We start from the raw sequence: 17,252 nt of genomic DNA on the forward strand, positions 1-17,252 counted from the left end.
AATGGAAATAAAAACAGATAAAACATTATGTTATGGTTATTCTCGGCAATAGCTTATCGACGGTAGCGATCAAAAGATAATCGTTTTGATAGATCGATGCGATCGTATCGATCGGCGTTACCGATCAAAAGCGCTCTGAATCAGTGTTCACGTAACGGTATGAAAATTAAGCAGGTCGGTAGTCTGCCCAGTAACCAAAGCAGGCAAAGAAAACGTATTCGTCAATCATTGCCCGACGTGCTGGCTGAGTGCGTAGGCGGGTGCTAATCCACATCTGAATCTGTCTGTCGGTTTTATCAGCCAGTGATGTCCATTCACGATAAGACAGGCCGTTAAGTAGTTCAGACCAGCACAGTAGTATTAACGTTTCCTGAATGCCGGGTTCATTTTCCCGATCAAATAGTCTTTGAAGGGTGTAACTCAATTCATCCAGATGCAGCCGGTCACATTCGCTGATTAGAATGCCGCCCAGCATTGGATACCATCGAAGGTATCGGCTGGCCTCCACTGGCAGAGTGGCTCTGCTGGTAGCCTCAATACGCGATGCTCTTGATTTCTGCACTAGTTTCGCGGGGGCAATCAGATGCGCCTTATGCTGGTCTGGCAGGGAAACTGCCGTCAATCTCAACCGATGGAAAGTATGAATTTTTCTCGTACTGATACCCTGATGGATGGCGTGTGCAGCACTGTTGTCAAGATGGTTTTGGTATTTATCCAGCAACGTGGATAGTGTCGTGTGGCGTGTCATTTGGAAAGTCTCCAACATGCTGAATAACAGACAGACGATATTCTCCGGAGGATCGGACGGCTGCCTGTTATTCAGGGAATAATTAATTAAGGGGGGTGAACTGAAAGGCGTCGTTTCTGGCTGGAATGATGGGATACGAGCAGCGGCCCTGAATTAACTATTCCGATGACCTTCTTCTTCAGGTACATAGCCATTATCTTCAACGACTACACTGTAGATTCCGTCTTTACACGCCGGGCAGAGTTTCTTTCCTGTATAGCGGTTTTGGCACAACACGCAATACCAGGTGTTCGGTTCAGGAGGAACGTAGCTGGCACGGATCTTCTCCCGCAGTTTTTTAATCCTCTCTTCTTCTTTCTCTTCGGGGTCCCGGTAGGCACATGCCTTCAGTTTTCTTGAATCTATACTGAACCGATCATGCTCAAACCAGGCTTCTTGATATTGAGAGCCGTTATGCAGAGTTAACGTACAGCCACAGGATGCACACGTCCAGTGACCCAGGGGCAGGCGGCTAGCCTCAGTTGCATTAACAAAACGATTTTTGGCGTTGTTAGCCAGATAGCATTTTAGAAAGCGCATAAATTGATTCCATTCCTGACGATAACGAGCTTAGTGGAAGCGATTGTCCCAACGCTGTTGGCAGGAAAATGAGTCATGTTTAGAACGTGTGGCTATTGGCGAGACTGATCGATACGTTGCTGTAACCAGGTTTCGACTTCACTTTGCAGCCAGCGGGAACTGCGGCCCAGCTTAATCGGCCTCGGAAACTCACCCAGTTGAATCAGCTTGTAAAACCATTTGTCGGTTAATCCGGTCAACTGGGTGATGAAGATCATATCGACGAACTGGTCGTTAAGAAGGCGGTAATCAGCAGCGGTACTCATCGTTTTTCTCCTTGAATAAATGGGAGAAGGAGCCGGAAAATGGAAATTGGCGAACTCCTTCAAACGATTCGTCAGTGGAGTAATTTTTTACAAATGGGTGCGGCGTCTGTTTCTGTTACGTCCCCCACTTTTACATCGGGAAGGAATATCGCTGCACTGAAAAATAATCTTGTCTGTCTTCTGATTCTTTTTACTGAGATAACTCAGAATATACAGCATGTCGTCTCGACCGGTATTGTTGTCCCAGGAGGTAACACGCTCCCCCCGTACTTCATAATATTCCTTGGGGTTACACCAATGTGTATAACCCGCATCATCGGTAATATCATCCCAGAGTTCAGCTACAGAAAGAAACGTATTCCATGTCTTACGGTGTTTTTGGCCGTTAAGATAAAATGCAGCATGAATATGAAAACCATGAAGTTCGGTATATTCCAGTACCCACACGTACCCTACAAGTCCTCTTATACTCACGCTTTGTTGGAGTAACTTAACCATGTCCCCTACAATGGTATTTTTATCTGAGTGTTTAAATTCGTAACTCGTTTTAATATATGCAAAGTCTACGCGCAGCATCAGTAACTTTGAGTAACGCAGGAACAACATCTCCTGATGTGCTCTAAGTTTTTGGTTCAGATGCATGTCATGCTGATAGTTTGGATTGATGCTTTTACACTGACGTTTTTTCATGATGTCTATTCCGGTGAATTTATCTCATGATAATTATTCAGTGCGTTAATTTTTAATAATGCATGGAGTATGCCTGACGGGTTTTTTATAGCCATACATCCGGGGTTGAATGTTTTTAATAATGCGTCTATTCACTAAGCGAATGATGCTATTATTTATCTATCCGTGATGACTGGATTTATTAAATAATACTTTATTCCTTAATGAACCACATCAGCGACGAATCCCCCTCATGTCATATAGCCGGTTTATATAAATGCTTGTACAAATCAATCAAATAGTACTAAATTAGCACATGCCATAAGTTTATTTAAAATCTATAACCATTTGATTTTATAGTTTTTACTTTAAATAAAATTGTATGATATCTGCCATGAATCACACATAAATAACCTAAAAAACACTACTGTATGTATCAGTAATTCGCAAGAAAACATGCCTTTTCCATGCTTTTAGATGACCTGATTTTAGTATCATGAATCACAGTTTTTTGATGATGTTTGTAGTAGTGTCATTAAAAAATGAAGACACCAGCAATGGAGGGTAGGAGATGGTTAGGTATATTGAAGTTAAGTCCATTAGGGAGGGGGTTTATCTTCTCTGGCGGATGGGACATTCTGAAGATGCAAGACGATTTTCATTCGGCACACAGAAAAACGTACAGTTGATTAATGAGAAGATTAACAAGATTATTGATGCTGAGGTGCGGGAGAGTAACGGAGCCACGCGCATTACAAAGCATGTACTCTGGTATAGCACAATTTACTGTGACCATAGCGTCGATGAATCACAACTGGTATGGCTTAAGCAAGATCAGTATGGCTGTATATATTTTTGGTTACGGTTAATAAAAGAATATGTGGATTTCTACCCTAGAGATGCGGATGATATATACCCAAAATATTATTTTCGTCGAAAAAGGCATCTCTGGCTTATAGGTGAGTATTTGCCTTCGGCGATACCTGACACACCTGAACAATGTTATCTAGCTACCTTGTCTATTCTCGATATATTACTGACCCAGACAAGCAAAAATGACTCAATTACGTCTGAAATAAAAAATGATTACTTAAATAACAAAAAAATGTTCAGAAAGGATTTCTCATGGATGGTCGATGCAGGAAAAGAAAATATTGAATGGATAATGGAGCAATTTTTTTCGGAACGTCGCATATTTAGGGGTTTCAGAGATGTCAACATCATTCCTGAGATGCAGGGTTTTGCCATTCCTGCAATATATTATCTCTGGAATGAAGAACCGGCAGAAAAACAACTTTTTCTAAATACGTTGCGAAAACGCTATGCAAATATGAAGCATCGTAAGAAAGTTGCAACCAAAGCACCGGTCAATATTCGTATTTCTGACAGTTCTAAAAAGACGCTGGTAAAACTTGAGAAATATCTTAACCGTAACAGGGCTGATGTGATCGAATTTCTGATAGATAAAGCATGGGCAGAAATGAATCAGAAAAAATAAAAAAATCTCAGTTATATATCACATCATTGAGTTACCCCAATTCCAATTCATCAGGCCACCCATCCCGGATGGCCTTTTTCATTCTGAGGCTGATATGAAAAAATCGTCAGGTTATTCCCTGATCCGCCGCCATCTGCGGCGCTATCCCCGTTCGTTACGTCATGCCCTTATGCAGGAGCTGACCCGGCTGGTTACCTATGAACCGGTGATTGGCATTATGGGCAAAACCGGCGTAGGGAAATCGAGCTTATGTAATGCGCTGTTTCGCAGCGAAGTCTGCGCAGTGAATGCTGTCGCAGCCTGTACCCGTGAGCCACAACGCATTCGTCTGCGTTTTGGGCGTCATTATCTTACGTTGGTTGATTTACCCGGAGTGGGTGAAAGTCAGCAGCGGGATGAGGAATATCGCGCACTGTATCAATCCCTGTTGCCGGAGCTGGATATGGTGCTGTGGGTATTGAAGGCGGATGACCGCGCCTATTCTGCCGAGGAGCAGTTTTATCGGGATGTGTTCGGCTCCGTGAACGGTGAGCACACGCCGATACTCTGGCTGCTCAATCAGGTCGACAAGATTGAACCGAGTGAAGAATGGCACTGGGCCTCTGCGCAGCCGTCATCCAGGCAACGGGAACATATGGCACAAAAGCAGGCGGCTATCGGGCAACAACTCGGTATCGTGGCAGAGAACATTTTACCGCTTTCCGTTAAAGGCCGTTATCAACTGGGAAAGATGGTGGAGGCGATGATAACCCTTCTCCCAAAGCAGGCTCGCAGTCCGGTCATTCCTCATTTACGTGCTGAGCACCAAACCGAAAGCGCGATACAGCAGGCCAGGGCTGGATTTTCCGACACGGTAGTCAGTGCGGTGGATTGGGTTATTGACCACGCGCCGTTGCCTCAGGTAGCAAAACAGGTGCTGCATGGCGTCACCCATTCCGTTGCCAGAGTGGCAAATGCGGTGTGGTCTTTCTTCTTTGACTAACGTTTTTGCTGCTTCCCATCAGGTTTCTTTATCGTCACCGATCGATTTTGTCGATCGAACCGATCGAATTGATTTGTTATACCGCCATTTCTCCCCGCTATAAAATCGATTTTCCATTCTGAGACTTTTTTACTTTTACGAATCAATAACATGTTCATGTAACGCGTATGCGTCTGGAGGGCAATGATGCCGTTGTTACTGCTTTGGGTGGGGCTGGCAATCGTGTTGGGATGCGTGGCATCCAGCAGCGGTCGCTCGTTCTGGGGCTGGTTCATTTTGGGTATGGTCATCGACCCGTTACTGGCCGGATTGCTGTATTACCTGATTTGCAGAGAAAAATAATATGCGAACGCTGTTGAAGCTGTTTGGCCGCTTTATGCGCTGGTATATCACGCTGGTGATTTTTATGGCCTGCCTGCTTTTTATCATCAATACCGTTGGCGGATGGGCCGGCTTTTAACCGAGAGCCCTTCCGAAGGAAAACCACAATGAAAACACAACCTGCACTGCCATGCAGCGGACTGCTGCTGGCCTCTCTGATGGTTCTGCCCATTCTGTCTGCACAAGCAAAGCCTGCTGACAATGAACCGCAAATTATCACCGACAGCGAAGGGCACATGGTTTGCCATCTCTGTGGACCCGACAGGAAAGACAGTTTCTTTATTTCTGACTATCCACAGGGCTATAAAAATAAAACGGATCAGTACAGCAAGTTATGGGACATGACGCGCTATACCATCCTGCTGAATGATGCCATTCCTGCTTACACCGCTAACCGGACACCCGATTTTTATTACATCGATAAATATGCCGCGTCGCCCACCGTTCACTTTATTGAGTTTGACGATGACCGCTCTGATTTATCGGCTGTAGCTAAGGTGTCGGTGACGGAAAACAAAAACAACACGCTGCTCACTGTCACCTGGAAGAATGGAGAGAAAAACCGTTTCCAGATGAATAACCAGATTCTGGCGTATCAGGCACAAATACTGAGAAACACGCAGGACCAGCTTTTCTGCCGGAATTGCGGTGACAACGGCAAGGATGTGCTGGTTCAGGGCGCGGATACCGCCAGCCTTTATACCCGTCTGACCGATACGCCGTATTACGCCTTTCTGGTGCAAAGTGCCGGGATGGCCTGCCCGGCAGGGAGCTGGTATGCCGTCAATAAAACGACGCCCGCGCCTGAAATCAAGGCGATTGACCTCAAGGATTGCAGTGAAATCGTGAAGGTTGACAGTACCCATGATGCCAACAACACCACGCTTAACCTCACTCACTACAACGGCAAAAAGGACACGCTGACATTCAGCCATCGTTGAGTGTTACCGCCTCTGGTCATCGGAAGGCTTCGAGCCTGTCGAGTAAAGGAAAATATCATGAAAAAAGCATTTGTCGCACTCTGTCTGGGATTGTGTTCGCTAAGCGTTTTTGCAGAAAAAGCGCCTGTCAGAGTGCAAACCCGTATTGCCTCAGGGAACTGGTATGCCGGTCCCTATTATCCAAGGATATCCGTGACAGCGTTGACAGATTCTGTCGTCGTCAAAGACATTGCGGTTAATCGGGGAAATTGCCAGCATCTTTCCGAAGCATCCTGGAAGCCCGTTCGACTCCGCTTCGGCAGCTCTTTTGAAACAACGTTTAAGTCAAAAAACTGGGGAGCCGCCTGTAATGTCCTTGAAATCATTGTCGAGACCGATCAGGGCATATGGGAATTCCAGGTGGAATAACGACTGACCTTATTCACGGTTCCGATGCCTCGTGCGTCTGCGCGAGGCATTGTATTTATTGTGTTCTTGTCATCCATTTCATCCTTCTTTTTCATCATCCATCATTTAGATAAGGAATCACCATGTCATGTAATTCATTGGCAGGCGGCATCGCGTCCAGAGAGCAGCGCATTATCCAGATGGCGTTATGCCTGCTGGAAAAACGGGTACGAAAAAATTCGCGACAGTTCAAAACCTCGGAGGACACCAAAAGCTGGCTGATGCTGGAGCTCAGCGGTCTGGATCGCGAGGTCTTTATGGTGCTGTATCTGGATAACCAGCATCGTCTGATAGAAAAGGAAGTTATCGCGCTGGGTGGTATCAACAGTACCGAAGTGCATCCACGTGAAATCCTCAAAGCCTCACTGCGCCATAACGCCGCCGCCGTGATACTGGCACACAATCATCCTTCCTGCTGTGCCGAGCCCAGTCAGGCTGACCGCCATATCACCGACAAGCTGAAGGGATCACTGTCACAACTCGACGTCAGAGTCCTCGATCATCTGGTTGTCGGCGGCGCTGATGTGGTGTCGTTTGCTGAACGTGGCTGGCTGTGATGATCACATTTACTACCGCACTTTTATAAGGAAACCATCATGCCATCATCGAATACCCCTGAATGGGGACTAAAATGTGCTGTCACGCCGCGATTCGGAGCCAGGCTGGTTCAGGAAGGTCACCGCCTGCACTATCTGGCAGACCGGGCCAGCATTGTCGGTACGTTTAGCAAAACAGAAGCCCAAAATCTGGAGCGTTGCTTCCCTGAGCTAATTAAGCTGTTGGAGCAGAAGCTACGCATGGGGGAACTGAATCCCCGTCAGCAGAACTGCGTCACGCTGCATTGCAACGAATGGATCTGTGAAGCCGATACGCTGGGCAGTGTTGGCTACGTGTATATTGTTATCTATCCCTCTTCGGCAGCAGCAGAATAACCTGCAACTTCTCCCCCATCCTGAGCATTTTCCTGATTTTAACGACTTAACCTGTAGAGAGTATTCCCATGCAAACATCACCTGCAATCCCGCCACGGGAGGATAACCCCTGTCCGTCACCTATAACCGTCTGGCAGCAACTGCTGACCTACCTGCTGGAAAAGCACTACGGCCTGACGCTGAACGATACACCATTCTGTGAGGAAAACGTGATTCAAGCGCATATCGATGCTGGCGTCACGTTGGTCAATGCCGTGAATTTTCTGGTGGAAAAATACGAACTGGTGCGCATCGATCGCGACGGTTTTAACTGGCAGGAGCAATCGCCGTTTCTCACTGCCGTTGATGTTCTCCGTGCCAGACGTGCTACCGGCTTGCTCAAAGCATAAAGACTGCGAGCCGCTTTCCAGTAATACCAGACCAAATCTATTTATCCTTCTCCCCGATGCATAATGCGCCAGCCCTTACCGGCTGGCGCATTTGCTTTTATCTATGGACCACAAATGATGCAAATTGAACCCGAGGTTTTGACCGAACACACCGAGCTGATTTGCTCGACCAATATCGAACGTATCGTTACCGGACGTGATACCGCGCTGCAACAGATAGAACAGCTCCTCAACCAGCTACGGGCGATCTCAACACTAACAGCGACTATTGGTGGCGGCACCGCTGAAGACTGGGCGTTAAAGCAAGGGCATCGCTACGACTGCTGGCTGACAGAAACACCTGGCAAAGCGATGCCTGCCATTACCCGCACACTGGATCGTAATATCTGGCGCGACCTGATGCTGAAATCCGGCATGTTGACGCTGATGGATGCTGAAGCGCGTAGCCAGTGGCATAAAAATCTGGATGAGGGGGAGCTACCGGTCATCAGCGAAGCCAATATACTCAGCACCTTTGAGCAACTCCACCAAAGTAAACAGGAGGTATTTGAGCGAGGTGTTATTAACGTATTCAAAGGGCTATCGTGGGATTACAAAACCAATCACCCTTGCTACTTTGGCAAGAAAATCATCATCAGCAATCTGGTGACATACAACCGTTGGGGCTTTGGCCTGAATTGGGGCTGGCGACGCGATCAACTGGCTGATTTGGAAAGAATGCTGTATCTGTTGGATGGTAAACCGCTCCCCGACAATCGGGGCGATGTAACCATCCGGTTGATGGACCATATCCGTGATAATCCTCACGAGCAGGAATACGAAGATGAGTTCTTTAGTGTGCGTTACTTTCAGAAAGGCACTGGGCATCTCACCTTTAAACGCCCTGACCTGATCGATCAGATGAACGATATAATTGCCAAACATTATCCAGGGATGTTGGCGGCAAGGTGATTATCGACAGGCTAGGGGGCTGGATGGAGGTTACCTATCTCGTTGCTACGGTGATGGTAATGTTAGTCTGGTAATGTAAAAGGGGGATACGACATGTTATGTGCCACGTATCGTTTGGCGGGAGAAGGGCGATGATGAGAAAAGGGAATAGCAGTATCTCAAAAACTGCTGCATTGACCGATGATGTGAAAGACGCAGATACGACAGCGATCGATCACTCACGTATCACTACGTCATCGGGGGAGAGCTGGGATGGTTGGTTTGCTACCGAGGATGCCACTTCTGATTTTATGGAGGACAGGGAGCAACCTAAAGCCCCCCAGACCTGATGATAGCGGTGAACCGATTGCCAGAAATGCACTCGCTGTCTTGATAACGGTTTTGCTATCTACATTAAACCACGATAGCATCTAACCGCTGAATGAAGTTGTACTGATGTTATTTATACATCAGATTTTGCATCGCAACATTTTTAACATCACTGTTGAATTGTGTGGCGAGTAGTCACTGGTGTGAAGGGAAAAAGACTGAGTATACAAATGAGGATATATCGTCTATGTTCACTTATGATGTGTCTTTATTTTCAATAAGATGGGTTTGTTTTTCAAGTCCCGCCCCGGCACCATTGATTTAAGCTAATAAAAACAATTAGTTATATAATATTATACGCCACCGCAAGGTGGTTTTTTTATGCCTGAAAATCCCTTTCCTAATATGATTTTTTTGTCAGTGCTAGATATGCACTATTTTGACCACCAGTTCACTAGAACGAACAGCATTTTACAGTTGTATCAGTCTGTCACTGCCGATGGTCAAGTGTCCTGATATTGACTATTTTTCTGCTAATAGCCCCTGAATATAAAGGTCTTTATCCCTCATCAGAACGTCTATTTTTGAATCCGTGCCTGTTCAACGGCCAGTCGTTCTATTGCTCCTGCGCGGAGTGTCGCCAACTGTTTGAGGAGCCCTTTTGCATCTACCATGGGGTGTGGTTGGTCAGGCTGATGTACTTTTAGTTGATTTTGCATTTCAATTTGACCGTTACTAAAAGGATGCGCGGTGAGATGGACTGTAATGGGGTGCTTAGAATCTTCCACCATCACCTTAATACGGTCTATGCTTCGGATGTAGGCCTCAACCTGTTGCGGACCGTCTATAGCATTTAATCCTAATCCGCCAATAGTAATCGCGTGATAGGTGTTATTCCTCTCTTTGACATCAAGCACATAAGATGTGGTGCCCCAAGTGTGGCCTGGGGTAATGTAGGCATGAAATGTAGTATCACCCACCGTCAACGCATCGCCGTCTTTCACCAAGATATCTGTGGTGGCTGGGTCAGGCATTGCCCATGCGCTAGGTTTCCCCAGTGTTTTTTTTGCATCAGCCTGCGCTTCCTTCCATCCTTCCTCAGACATGACAAAACGTGCGTTGGTTAACGACTTGAGTTTAGATACGCCGCCTACATGATCAAAATGTCCGTGTGTTAGCAGTACCATTTTGATATCTGATGGCTCGACGCCGATTTTTTTAATGTTATCCATAAGCTGGTCTGTAAATTCTCCATACAGCGTATCTATTAGTACTGGGCCTTCGCTGGTTTTGATGAGCCAGGCTGAGACCCAACAAATGCCGACATAATAAACATTGTCAAATACCTGATAGGGTTCGACGGCCTGGGCCTTTGCATCATTCAGCCAACGTCCAAGTTCGGCAGGCATTTTACCGCTGCTTCCAAATTGGTTGAAAAATTGGTTGATAGCTGAGGATGGACCGCACCCTGTCAGTGAGGTGATGGCGGGACTATTTGTTTCTGCACCTTTTGTTTCTGTACCTTGTGATGGGAGAGTGTGAGCCGTAGCAGCCACACTGATTAAAAGTAAGAAAGCTGCTAGGGGCGTAAGACGTTGGTTTTTCATTCTTTATCTCTTGTCTGGATAGTAAAACCCAGACTATAGTTGCAGAAATCGGATGAATAAATACGAAGTAATGCAAACTAACGTTGCATATTTCGGACAATATGAGGGCTTATGGATCGCTTTGTTGCCATGCAGGTATTTGTTGATGTGGTTGAGTTAGGAAGTCTCACTGCCGCAGCGAACAAACTGGATATCTCGCGGGCCATGGCTACGCGGTATATCGCATCATTGGAGAAATCATTTGGCGTTCGGTTATTGCATCGTTCCAGTCGCAGTTTGGGGCTGACCAGTGCTGGGAGCGAAATTTTGTCCTATTGCCGACAAATTTTAGCTCTAAATGATGATATTGGTGCGGCCCTTGAGAGTAAGAGCCAAGAGCCTAACGGCTTGATTCGGGTTGCGAGCAGTATCTCATTCGGTCAATCCTATCTGGCCGATGCGATGAGGCGCTATGCTTCCCAATACCCCAAGGTTGCTATTGAAATGGTGTTGAAGGATGCATCAATTAATCTGGTGGAACAGCGGATTGATCTGGCTATTCATGTTGGTAACAAGCTCGATCCGAGTGTGATTTCACGCCAACTGACCCGATGTGCTTCTGTCGTTTGTGCTGCACCCGATTATCTGGCACGTAATGGAACGCCCCAACGGCCAGACGATCTCAGGCAACACAACTGCTTGCACCACACGCGTTTTGGCAACGTCTGGCGTTTTCAGCGCCCGTCGGCTAAGGGGGAAAATTTGGTGATGGATGAAGTGGATGTCACGGGCAACTTTGCCGCGAATGATAGTATGGTGCTTTTGCATGCTGCGCTGGCGGGCGGGGGTATCGTTCATTTACCCGCTTTTACGGCAGATCCTTATCTTCGCACCGGCGCACTGGTTCGCGTTTTGACGGACTATTTATTGCCGGAACTGGGTGTCTATGCGTTATACAGCTCACGTAAATATTTACCGACCAGCACACGGACGTTACTGGATTTTTTGCTTGATGATTTGGCAAGCGACAACGCTGATGGCACTAAGAGGCGAGCCGTGTCTCGATCACTGACAGCCTAATGTATAGCGTTAGAATAGGCATTCGATAGACTACAGATGCACATCCACGACCGCATCTGTAATTAAACGAGTTGCTGGCTTGGGTAAATAGAGCATTAACTCCTTGAATGTCCGATGTGATCATATGCACTCTTCTTCGTTCGACAGGATATATAACCATATAGTATGAAGGGATGTTATCGTGAAGATACATCTACAGATATATTTGATTCACATGATTAGTTGAGATGTTGGAAGGCGGGTTGGCGGGTGATATGGCAGATTAATGTTACAGAAAATCACTCTTTTAATCGCCGTTAAGAGACGGCGATAAATAGCAAAACTGCTGTTACTAGATTTTTATCTATTTGTTTTTTCGGCATAAGAATTTATCTTTTATCACGCCATCAAAGAAACGACCTTTAGAGACGACAGAGTCAGAAATAAACTTTTTGTAGATAGATTCAGGTACGCCAACATATTGATAGATATCTTTGTTATGAAACGCTATCTCAAGGGTGTGCGTCTGTGGGTCATACCCAATGGAATCAATTCGTGACGATGAAACCTGCTGTCGCTGCAATGCTTGTTCCTCCCTTGTGTAAAATAAGATCAAAGTATAAAAAATTTACTGCATGACGCATTGTCGACGATCATGCTTATTTATGGTTCATCGCGGGTTAGCGTGAAAGAATAGAAAACGGCAGTAAGAACGTTTAGGTTTGTATTTGCCAAAAAACGCCCTAAACCTCCAGACTGCTGCCATGAATGCTAACCCGACTTTACTCTTCTGGAAAGGGTTTGATGTTGAGTTCCACACCGAAATCGCCCCACATACACGCTTAATTATGCCTCAGCCATTGAGTCAGTGACGATGGGCATGAATATCGCGCTCGTTTGGTATACAAATAACGATGTTGCCTCGTGAGCGGCTTCGCGTAATTCTCAGCCAAATGAGACAATTCTGCGGCGGGTGCGATACACTTCGACCATCTTATCAATGGGGTACGTTAGCGAATTATTCGGCGTGAACGTTAAACGAGTAGCAGCCTGCCTAGCCATTTTTTCTATGATGATGCTGTTTATTGCCCCCTTGATTTCAAGATCATTGGTGCAGCTATCGGCCTGTCAGGTATCCGCCCATCACATGCCTGCTGCATCTCAGCATCACCATGGCGTAGATGATCATGAGACATGTCATCGCGGCAGTACGCCGCATAATCTGATGATGTCCAGCATCGGTCTTTCGCCGATGGAGGACATTGCCTGCGGATACTGCCAGCTTCTTGTGCATTTACCGTTCATTCTTTCTGTCATATTGCCATTGCTCTGGTTGCTATTATCCGCACACCGGCCGACGTATTCCCCTAATTTTGTTTGCCCAACGTTATTCCGACCCTATTGCCCACAGCGTGCCCGTGCGCCTCCCGAGACGGTTTCTTTGCTTTGAATCCTTTTAATAACGACATCCGTCGGCGTACTTCCTATGGTCGGGCGATCCCTCCATAGGCGTTCTGCCGCATGTTGTTATGGCATAAGAAACCGTAAGGCAACACGATGAAAAAAATTGAATTTGTATACACGCCCGCCGCTTCTTTGGTGCTGGTGGCGCTATCCTCTTTACCCGTGATGGCACAGGGCGATCACGATCATTCCGCTTCTCACGCTATGCTGAATGATGATGCCGTGATGGTGGTGACTGCCCCCGATACTTCTCCTCTTACGCTGGTGACCTCGCCGAAAACCCCGCGACAGCCAGTACCGGCCAGCGATGGCTCGGATTATCTGAAAACCATTCCCGGGTTCTCGCAAATACGCAACGGTGGAACCAATGGCGATCCTGTTTTCCGGGGCATGTTTGGATCGAGACTACGCATCCTTTCTAATAATGGTGAGATGTTGGGCGCCTGCCCGTCACGCATGGATGCACCGAGTTCGTACATCTCGCCCGAAAGCTATGACCTGTTAACCTTTACCAAAGGACCGCAGACCGTGCTGTGGGGCGCGGGAAATTCAGCGGGAACCGTGCGATTTGAGCGGACACAGCCGCGTTTTGATAAACCGGGAATACAGGGCAACGCCAGCGTATTGGCTGCATCAAACGATCGTCATGATGAAAATGCTGATGTCAGCTTCGGGAGTGAAGAGGGCTATGTTCGACTCATTGGTAATAAATCACAGTCGGGCGATTACAAAGAGGGTGATGGAAAACGCGTGGCATCAAAGTGGGATAAATGGAATGCGGATGTGGCGCTCGGCTGGACGCCAGACAGCGACACACTGCTGGAGCTGACCGCAGGCAAAGGTGATGGAGAAGCGCGCTACGCTGGGCGTGGCATGGATGGTTCGCAATTTAAGCGTGAGAGTTTGGGTCTACGTGCCGAGAAATCCAATATAGGGAACGTATTCGATAAGCTTGAAGCGAGTGTGTATTACAACTATGCCGATCACGTTATGGATAATTACACGCTGCGCTCACCGGGTGGTATGGGGATGATGAGCATGCCAATGGCCAGTCAACTGGATAGAAAAACGGTTGGCGGACGGATGATGGCAACGTGGATATGGTCCGATTATGAGCTGAAAAGCGGGGCGGACATGCAGACGAATACGCATCGCCGTTGGAGGAATGATAGCTGGAAGAAAGATGCGCAATTTAACACCTATGGTGTCTTCAGCGAACTTACCTGGCAGGCCACTGGGCAGAGTAAGGTCATAGGGGGAACGCGCATGGATAAAACCAAGGTCGAGAATGACACGGGCACTGGCGCGAGCGAACGGCACGATACGTTACCAGCAGGTTTTATCCGCGTGGAGCATACGCTGGCCGATAGCCCAGTAATGCTGTACGCAGGCGTTGGCTACACCGAGCGCTTTCCTGATTATTGGGAGCTTTTCTCGCCAACCTATGGGCCGAGCAGAACGCAGAGTGCGTTCGATCATGTTAAAACCGAGAAAACGACCCAGCTTGATATTGGCGCGCAGTACAGCGGCGAACGTCTGAACAGTTGGGTCTCTGCCTATGTGGGACGGGTTAATGATTTTATCCTGTTCCGCTATGATCCGATGAATGCCAGGGTCAGCGAGGCGGATAATGTTAATGCGACCATCATGGGAGGCGAAACGGGATTCAGCTATAAATTAACGGATAGCTGGAAAACGGACGCCAGCCTAGCGTATTCCTGGGCGAAGAATACGGATGACCATCGGCCGCTGCCGCAAATTCCTCCGCTGGAAGCGCGCTTGGGATTATCGTGGGAAAAAGGTAACTGGAGTAGCACGGGTTTGCTGCGTCTGGTGAGTCAGCAAAATAGGGTGGCGATTAGCGAAGGTAACGTTGTCGGAAAAGACTTTGATAATAGCCCCGGCTTTGCGATTTTCTCGGCTAATGCGGCGTATCGTGTTAACCAATACGTCAAACTGAGTACGGGTGTCGATAACTTGTTTAACACCACTTACAGTGAACATCTCAACCTTGCCGGTAATAGCAGTTTCGGTTATTCAGCCAACACATCCGTAAACGAGCCGGGTAGAACCTACTGGGCGAAGGTGAATGTTACCTTCTAATTTAACGTTGTAACGTATGGATAAACCGCACTGTAGCCATTTTTTGACGGATTACAGTGCGGTTCAGGGAGTGATACGCTGCGTGAAACTCGCACTTTCATTTTATCTGCGAAGATTAGTCTCAATTATTTCGATGAATGCTGACAAATCCCGAGTGCTGAACTATTTTCATAAGTAATTATCACGTTACGGAGGTCGATATGGGATTTTGGCGCATTGTACTGACTATTCTTTTACCACCGTTGGGCGTGTTATTGGGGAAAGGAATTGGTGGCGCGTTTATTCTGAATATTATTCTGACGCTGTTGGGTTATTTTCCCGGTTTGGTGCATGCGTTTTGGGTGCAGACAAAAGACGATGGAATTTAATGGCTGAAAAAACTGAACGACGATCATGATGAAATAACGGGGAGGCAACATGCCTCCCCGTTATTTTTTGCGAACATACAGGACAGGCGATTAATAATAGCCAATCAGTTTCCACCAGACTAAGCCGACGATAAAAATCAGGGCGACGTTAAACGTGACGATACAGAAATTGATTTTATAGAAACGGTGCCGTTCAAAATATCCCTGAGCAAAATAGATAGGGCCGGGGCCACCGCCGTATTCGGTATTTCCCCACATCAGGTTGCTAAAAATCCCAAAACAGATGGCAACCATCATGGGCGGGGCGCCTGCGGCTATTGCGGTGGCAGCGAAGGGCGCATAAAGCGCGGCGACGTGCCCAGAGGCGGTAGCAAACAGATAATGCACATAGATATAGAGGATGCCGAGAATAACGAAGGTTTCCATCGCGCCGAAGCCCTGTATGGAGTTACCCAGCTTGACGGTCATCCACTTAATAAAGCCAAGGTCAGACAACCCTGCGGCGAGGCTGATAATGACGCTGAACCAGATGACTGTATCCCAGGCCGCGCGATCGCTGAGTACCTCTTTCCACTGGACGGCCTGAGTGACGAACAGGTAGGCAACTAATGCCAGCCCGACGGACGTGGCAGAGAAACCGGTGATCAGGCTGGTGCCCCAGCCGAGCAGCGCGAGCACAAAACCAAACGCCACTTTTTTCTCTGCCGATTTCATGTTCCCCAATTCCACCAGTGACCGGCGTCCCATCTCCTTGGCTTCTGGTGTTTTTTTCAATTCCGGGTTCAGAATTTTGTAAACCAGCAGTGGCATGAGGCAGAAGCAGCACATTGCAGGTACGACAGCGGCAATAAACCAGCCGCCCCAGGTAATGTCCACGCCTAATGAGGTTTTTGCTAGGCTGCCAACCAGCGGATTGGCGGCCATGCCAGTGAGAAAAATCGCGCCGGTGATCGGCGTAAACTGAAAGCAGACCATGATCAGAAAATCCCCGATCTTTTTACCGCTAACGCCGGGTGTTGAGCCTAATACTTCATTAATTGAACGCGCGATGGGAAAGATAATTCCGCCCGAACGTGCGGTGACGGATGGCATAGCGGGCGCCATGATCAGGTCGGAGACGCCCAGTGAATAAGCGATCCCCAAACTGCTTCCGCCGAATAGCGACAGCATTTTGTAGGCGATGCGTTTTCCTAAGCCGGATGTGACAAAGCCCAGTGAGAGGATATAGGCACAAAAGATGAGCCAGACGGTGCCGCTGGAAAAACCGGCCAGCGCTTTAGCTTCTGTTAATGTTCCCGTGAAAATGGTGATGCAAAGGACAAGCAGCATAATCGCGCCCGACGGCAGAGGCTGCGTCAATATTGCTGCGATAGTGGCGGCAAAAATCGCGAACATATGCCATGCCTGTGGCGTAAGGCCATCAGGGACCGGAGAAAACCAGATAATTAGGCCCAGCAGGAGAGGAATAATAACCGCGACTATTTTTTTCTTGGTGGATGATTCGGATGACATAGCGTCCCCTTAATCGTGCAAGCAATGGT

At 47.5% G+C, this 17,252-nt stretch carries 20 protein-coding genes; 13 read left to right on the forward strand and 7 right to left on the reverse strand.

All coding sequences use genetic code 11. From position 1 onward, the window contains the following. Positions 1-166 precede the first annotated feature (166 nt). The 4 genes from DCX48_22005 to DCX48_22020 form a co-directional block, all read right to left on the reverse strand. Entirely contained in the window at positions 167-748 is a 582-nt protein-coding gene (locus DCX48_22005; protein QXE16941.1) for a hypothetical protein, read from the reverse strand. A gap of 153 nt (positions 749-901) precedes the next feature. Beyond that, positions 902-1,327: a hypothetical protein gene (locus DCX48_22010; protein QXE16942.1), complete on the reverse strand. Its 426-nt coding sequence runs from the start codon at positions 1,325-1,327 to the stop codon at positions 902-904. A gap of 92 nt (positions 1,328-1,419) precedes the next feature. After that, a complete protein-coding gene (locus DCX48_22015; GenBank protein ID QXE16943.1) occupies positions 1,420-1,632 on the reverse strand; it encodes an AlpA family transcriptional regulator in 213 nt (70 codons plus the stop codon). 87 nt (positions 1,633-1,719) lie between these two features. Beyond that, on the reverse strand, positions 1,720-2,322 hold the full coding sequence (locus DCX48_22020) for an inovirus Gp2 family protein (protein ID QXE16944.1): 603 nt from the start codon (positions 2,320-2,322) through the stop codon (positions 1,720-1,722). 550 nt (positions 2,323-2,872) lie between these two features. Here DCX48_22020 and DCX48_22025 point away from each other — a divergent pair. From DCX48_22025 to DCX48_22065, 9 genes are all read left to right on the forward strand, one after another. After that, positions 2,873-3,799, forward strand: a complete 927-nt coding sequence (locus DCX48_22025; GenBank protein QXE16945.1) for a hypothetical protein — start codon at positions 2,873-2,875, stop codon at positions 3,797-3,799. A gap of 94 nt (positions 3,800-3,893) precedes the next feature. Continuing rightward, positions 3,894-4,781, forward strand: coding sequence for a GTP-binding protein HSR1 (locus tag DCX48_22030; GenBank protein QXE16946.1), 888 nt, complete (start codon positions 3,894-3,896; stop codon positions 4,779-4,781). A 488-nt stretch (positions 4,782-5,269) separates the two neighbouring features. Further along, the gene (locus DCX48_22035; protein ID QXE16947.1) at positions 5,270-6,103 is read left to right on the forward strand and encodes a hypothetical protein; all 834 of its coding nucleotides are present in this window, start codon (positions 5,270-5,272) and stop codon (positions 6,101-6,103) included. A gap of 57 nt (positions 6,104-6,160) precedes the next feature. Further along, entirely contained in the window at positions 6,161-6,511 is a 351-nt protein-coding gene (locus tag DCX48_22040; GenBank protein QXE16948.1) for a hypothetical protein, read from the forward strand. 122 nt (positions 6,512-6,633) lie between these two features. Next, positions 6,634-7,107 carry a DNA repair protein RadC gene (gene radC, locus DCX48_22045; GenBank protein QXE16949.1) on the forward strand — a complete coding sequence of 158 codons (474 nt, stop codon included), beginning with the start codon at positions 6,634-6,636 and terminating at the stop codon, positions 7,105-7,107. A 39-nt stretch (positions 7,108-7,146) separates the two neighbouring features. After that, positions 7,147-7,482, forward strand: coding sequence for a type IV toxin-antitoxin system YeeU family antitoxin (locus DCX48_22050; protein QXE16950.1), 336 nt, complete (start codon positions 7,147-7,149; stop codon positions 7,480-7,482). A gap of 68 nt (positions 7,483-7,550) precedes the next feature. Continuing rightward, positions 7,551-7,871, forward strand: a complete 321-nt coding sequence (locus DCX48_22055) for a toxin (protein QXE16951.1) — start codon at positions 7,551-7,553, stop codon at positions 7,869-7,871. Between the two features lie 117 nt (positions 7,872-7,988). Continuing rightward, on the forward strand, positions 7,989-8,822 hold the full coding sequence (locus DCX48_22060; protein ID QXE17349.1) for a DUF4942 domain-containing protein: 834 nt from the start codon (positions 7,989-7,991) through the stop codon (positions 8,820-8,822). A gap of 131 nt (positions 8,823-8,953) precedes the next feature. Next, complete coding sequence (locus tag DCX48_22065; protein QXE16952.1) at positions 8,954-9,151, forward strand: hypothetical protein; 198 nt, start codon at positions 8,954-8,956, stop codon at positions 9,149-9,151. 558 nt (positions 9,152-9,709) lie between these two features. On the opposite strand, the gene DCX48_22070 is transcribed toward DCX48_22065, so the two are convergent. After that, entirely contained in the window at positions 9,710-10,738 is a 1,029-nt protein-coding gene (locus DCX48_22070) for a subclass B3 metallo-beta-lactamase CAR-1 (protein QXE16953.1), read from the reverse strand. Between the two features lie 111 nt (positions 10,739-10,849). Between DCX48_22070 and DCX48_22075 the strand changes: the two genes are divergently transcribed. Next, the gene (locus DCX48_22075; GenBank protein ID QXE16954.1) at positions 10,850-11,797 is read left to right on the forward strand and encodes a LysR family transcriptional regulator; all 948 of its coding nucleotides are present in this window, start codon (positions 10,850-10,852) and stop codon (positions 11,795-11,797) included. Between the two features lie 343 nt (positions 11,798-12,140). On the opposite strand, the gene DCX48_22080 is transcribed toward DCX48_22075, so the two are convergent. Next, positions 12,141-12,359: a KTSC domain-containing protein gene (locus DCX48_22080; GenBank protein QXE16955.1), complete on the reverse strand. Its 219-nt coding sequence runs from the start codon at positions 12,357-12,359 to the stop codon at positions 12,141-12,143. Positions 12,360-12,776: 417 nt separating this feature from the next. Between DCX48_22080 and DCX48_22085 the strand changes: the two genes are divergently transcribed. From DCX48_22085 to DCX48_22095, 3 genes are all read left to right on the forward strand, one after another. Next, complete coding sequence (locus DCX48_22085) at positions 12,777-13,226, forward strand: DUF2946 domain-containing protein (protein ID QXE16956.1); 450 nt, start codon at positions 12,777-12,779, stop codon at positions 13,224-13,226. Between the two features lie 107 nt (positions 13,227-13,333). After that, positions 13,334-15,343, forward strand: a complete 2,010-nt coding sequence (locus DCX48_22090) for a TonB-dependent copper receptor (protein QXE16957.1) — start codon at positions 13,334-13,336, stop codon at positions 15,341-15,343. Positions 15,344-15,543: 200 nt separating this feature from the next. After that, positions 15,544-15,711, forward strand: a complete 168-nt coding sequence (locus tag DCX48_22095) for a YqaE/Pmp3 family membrane protein (protein QXE16958.1) — start codon at positions 15,544-15,546, stop codon at positions 15,709-15,711. 90 nt (positions 15,712-15,801) lie between these two features. Here the strand turns inward: DCX48_22095 and DCX48_22100 are convergent, their stop codons facing one another. Beyond that, positions 15,802-17,223 carry a DASS family sodium-coupled anion symporter gene (locus tag DCX48_22100; protein QXE16959.1) on the reverse strand — a complete coding sequence of 474 codons (1,422 nt, stop codon included), beginning with the start codon at positions 17,221-17,223 and terminating at the stop codon, positions 15,802-15,804. Between the last annotated feature and the right edge of the window lie 29 nt (positions 17,224-17,252).

This window comes from Pectobacterium atrosepticum (genome assembly GCA_019056595.1).
Taxonomy (GTDB): domain Bacteria; phylum Pseudomonadota; class Gammaproteobacteria; order Enterobacterales; family Enterobacteriaceae; genus Pectobacterium; species Pectobacterium atrosepticum.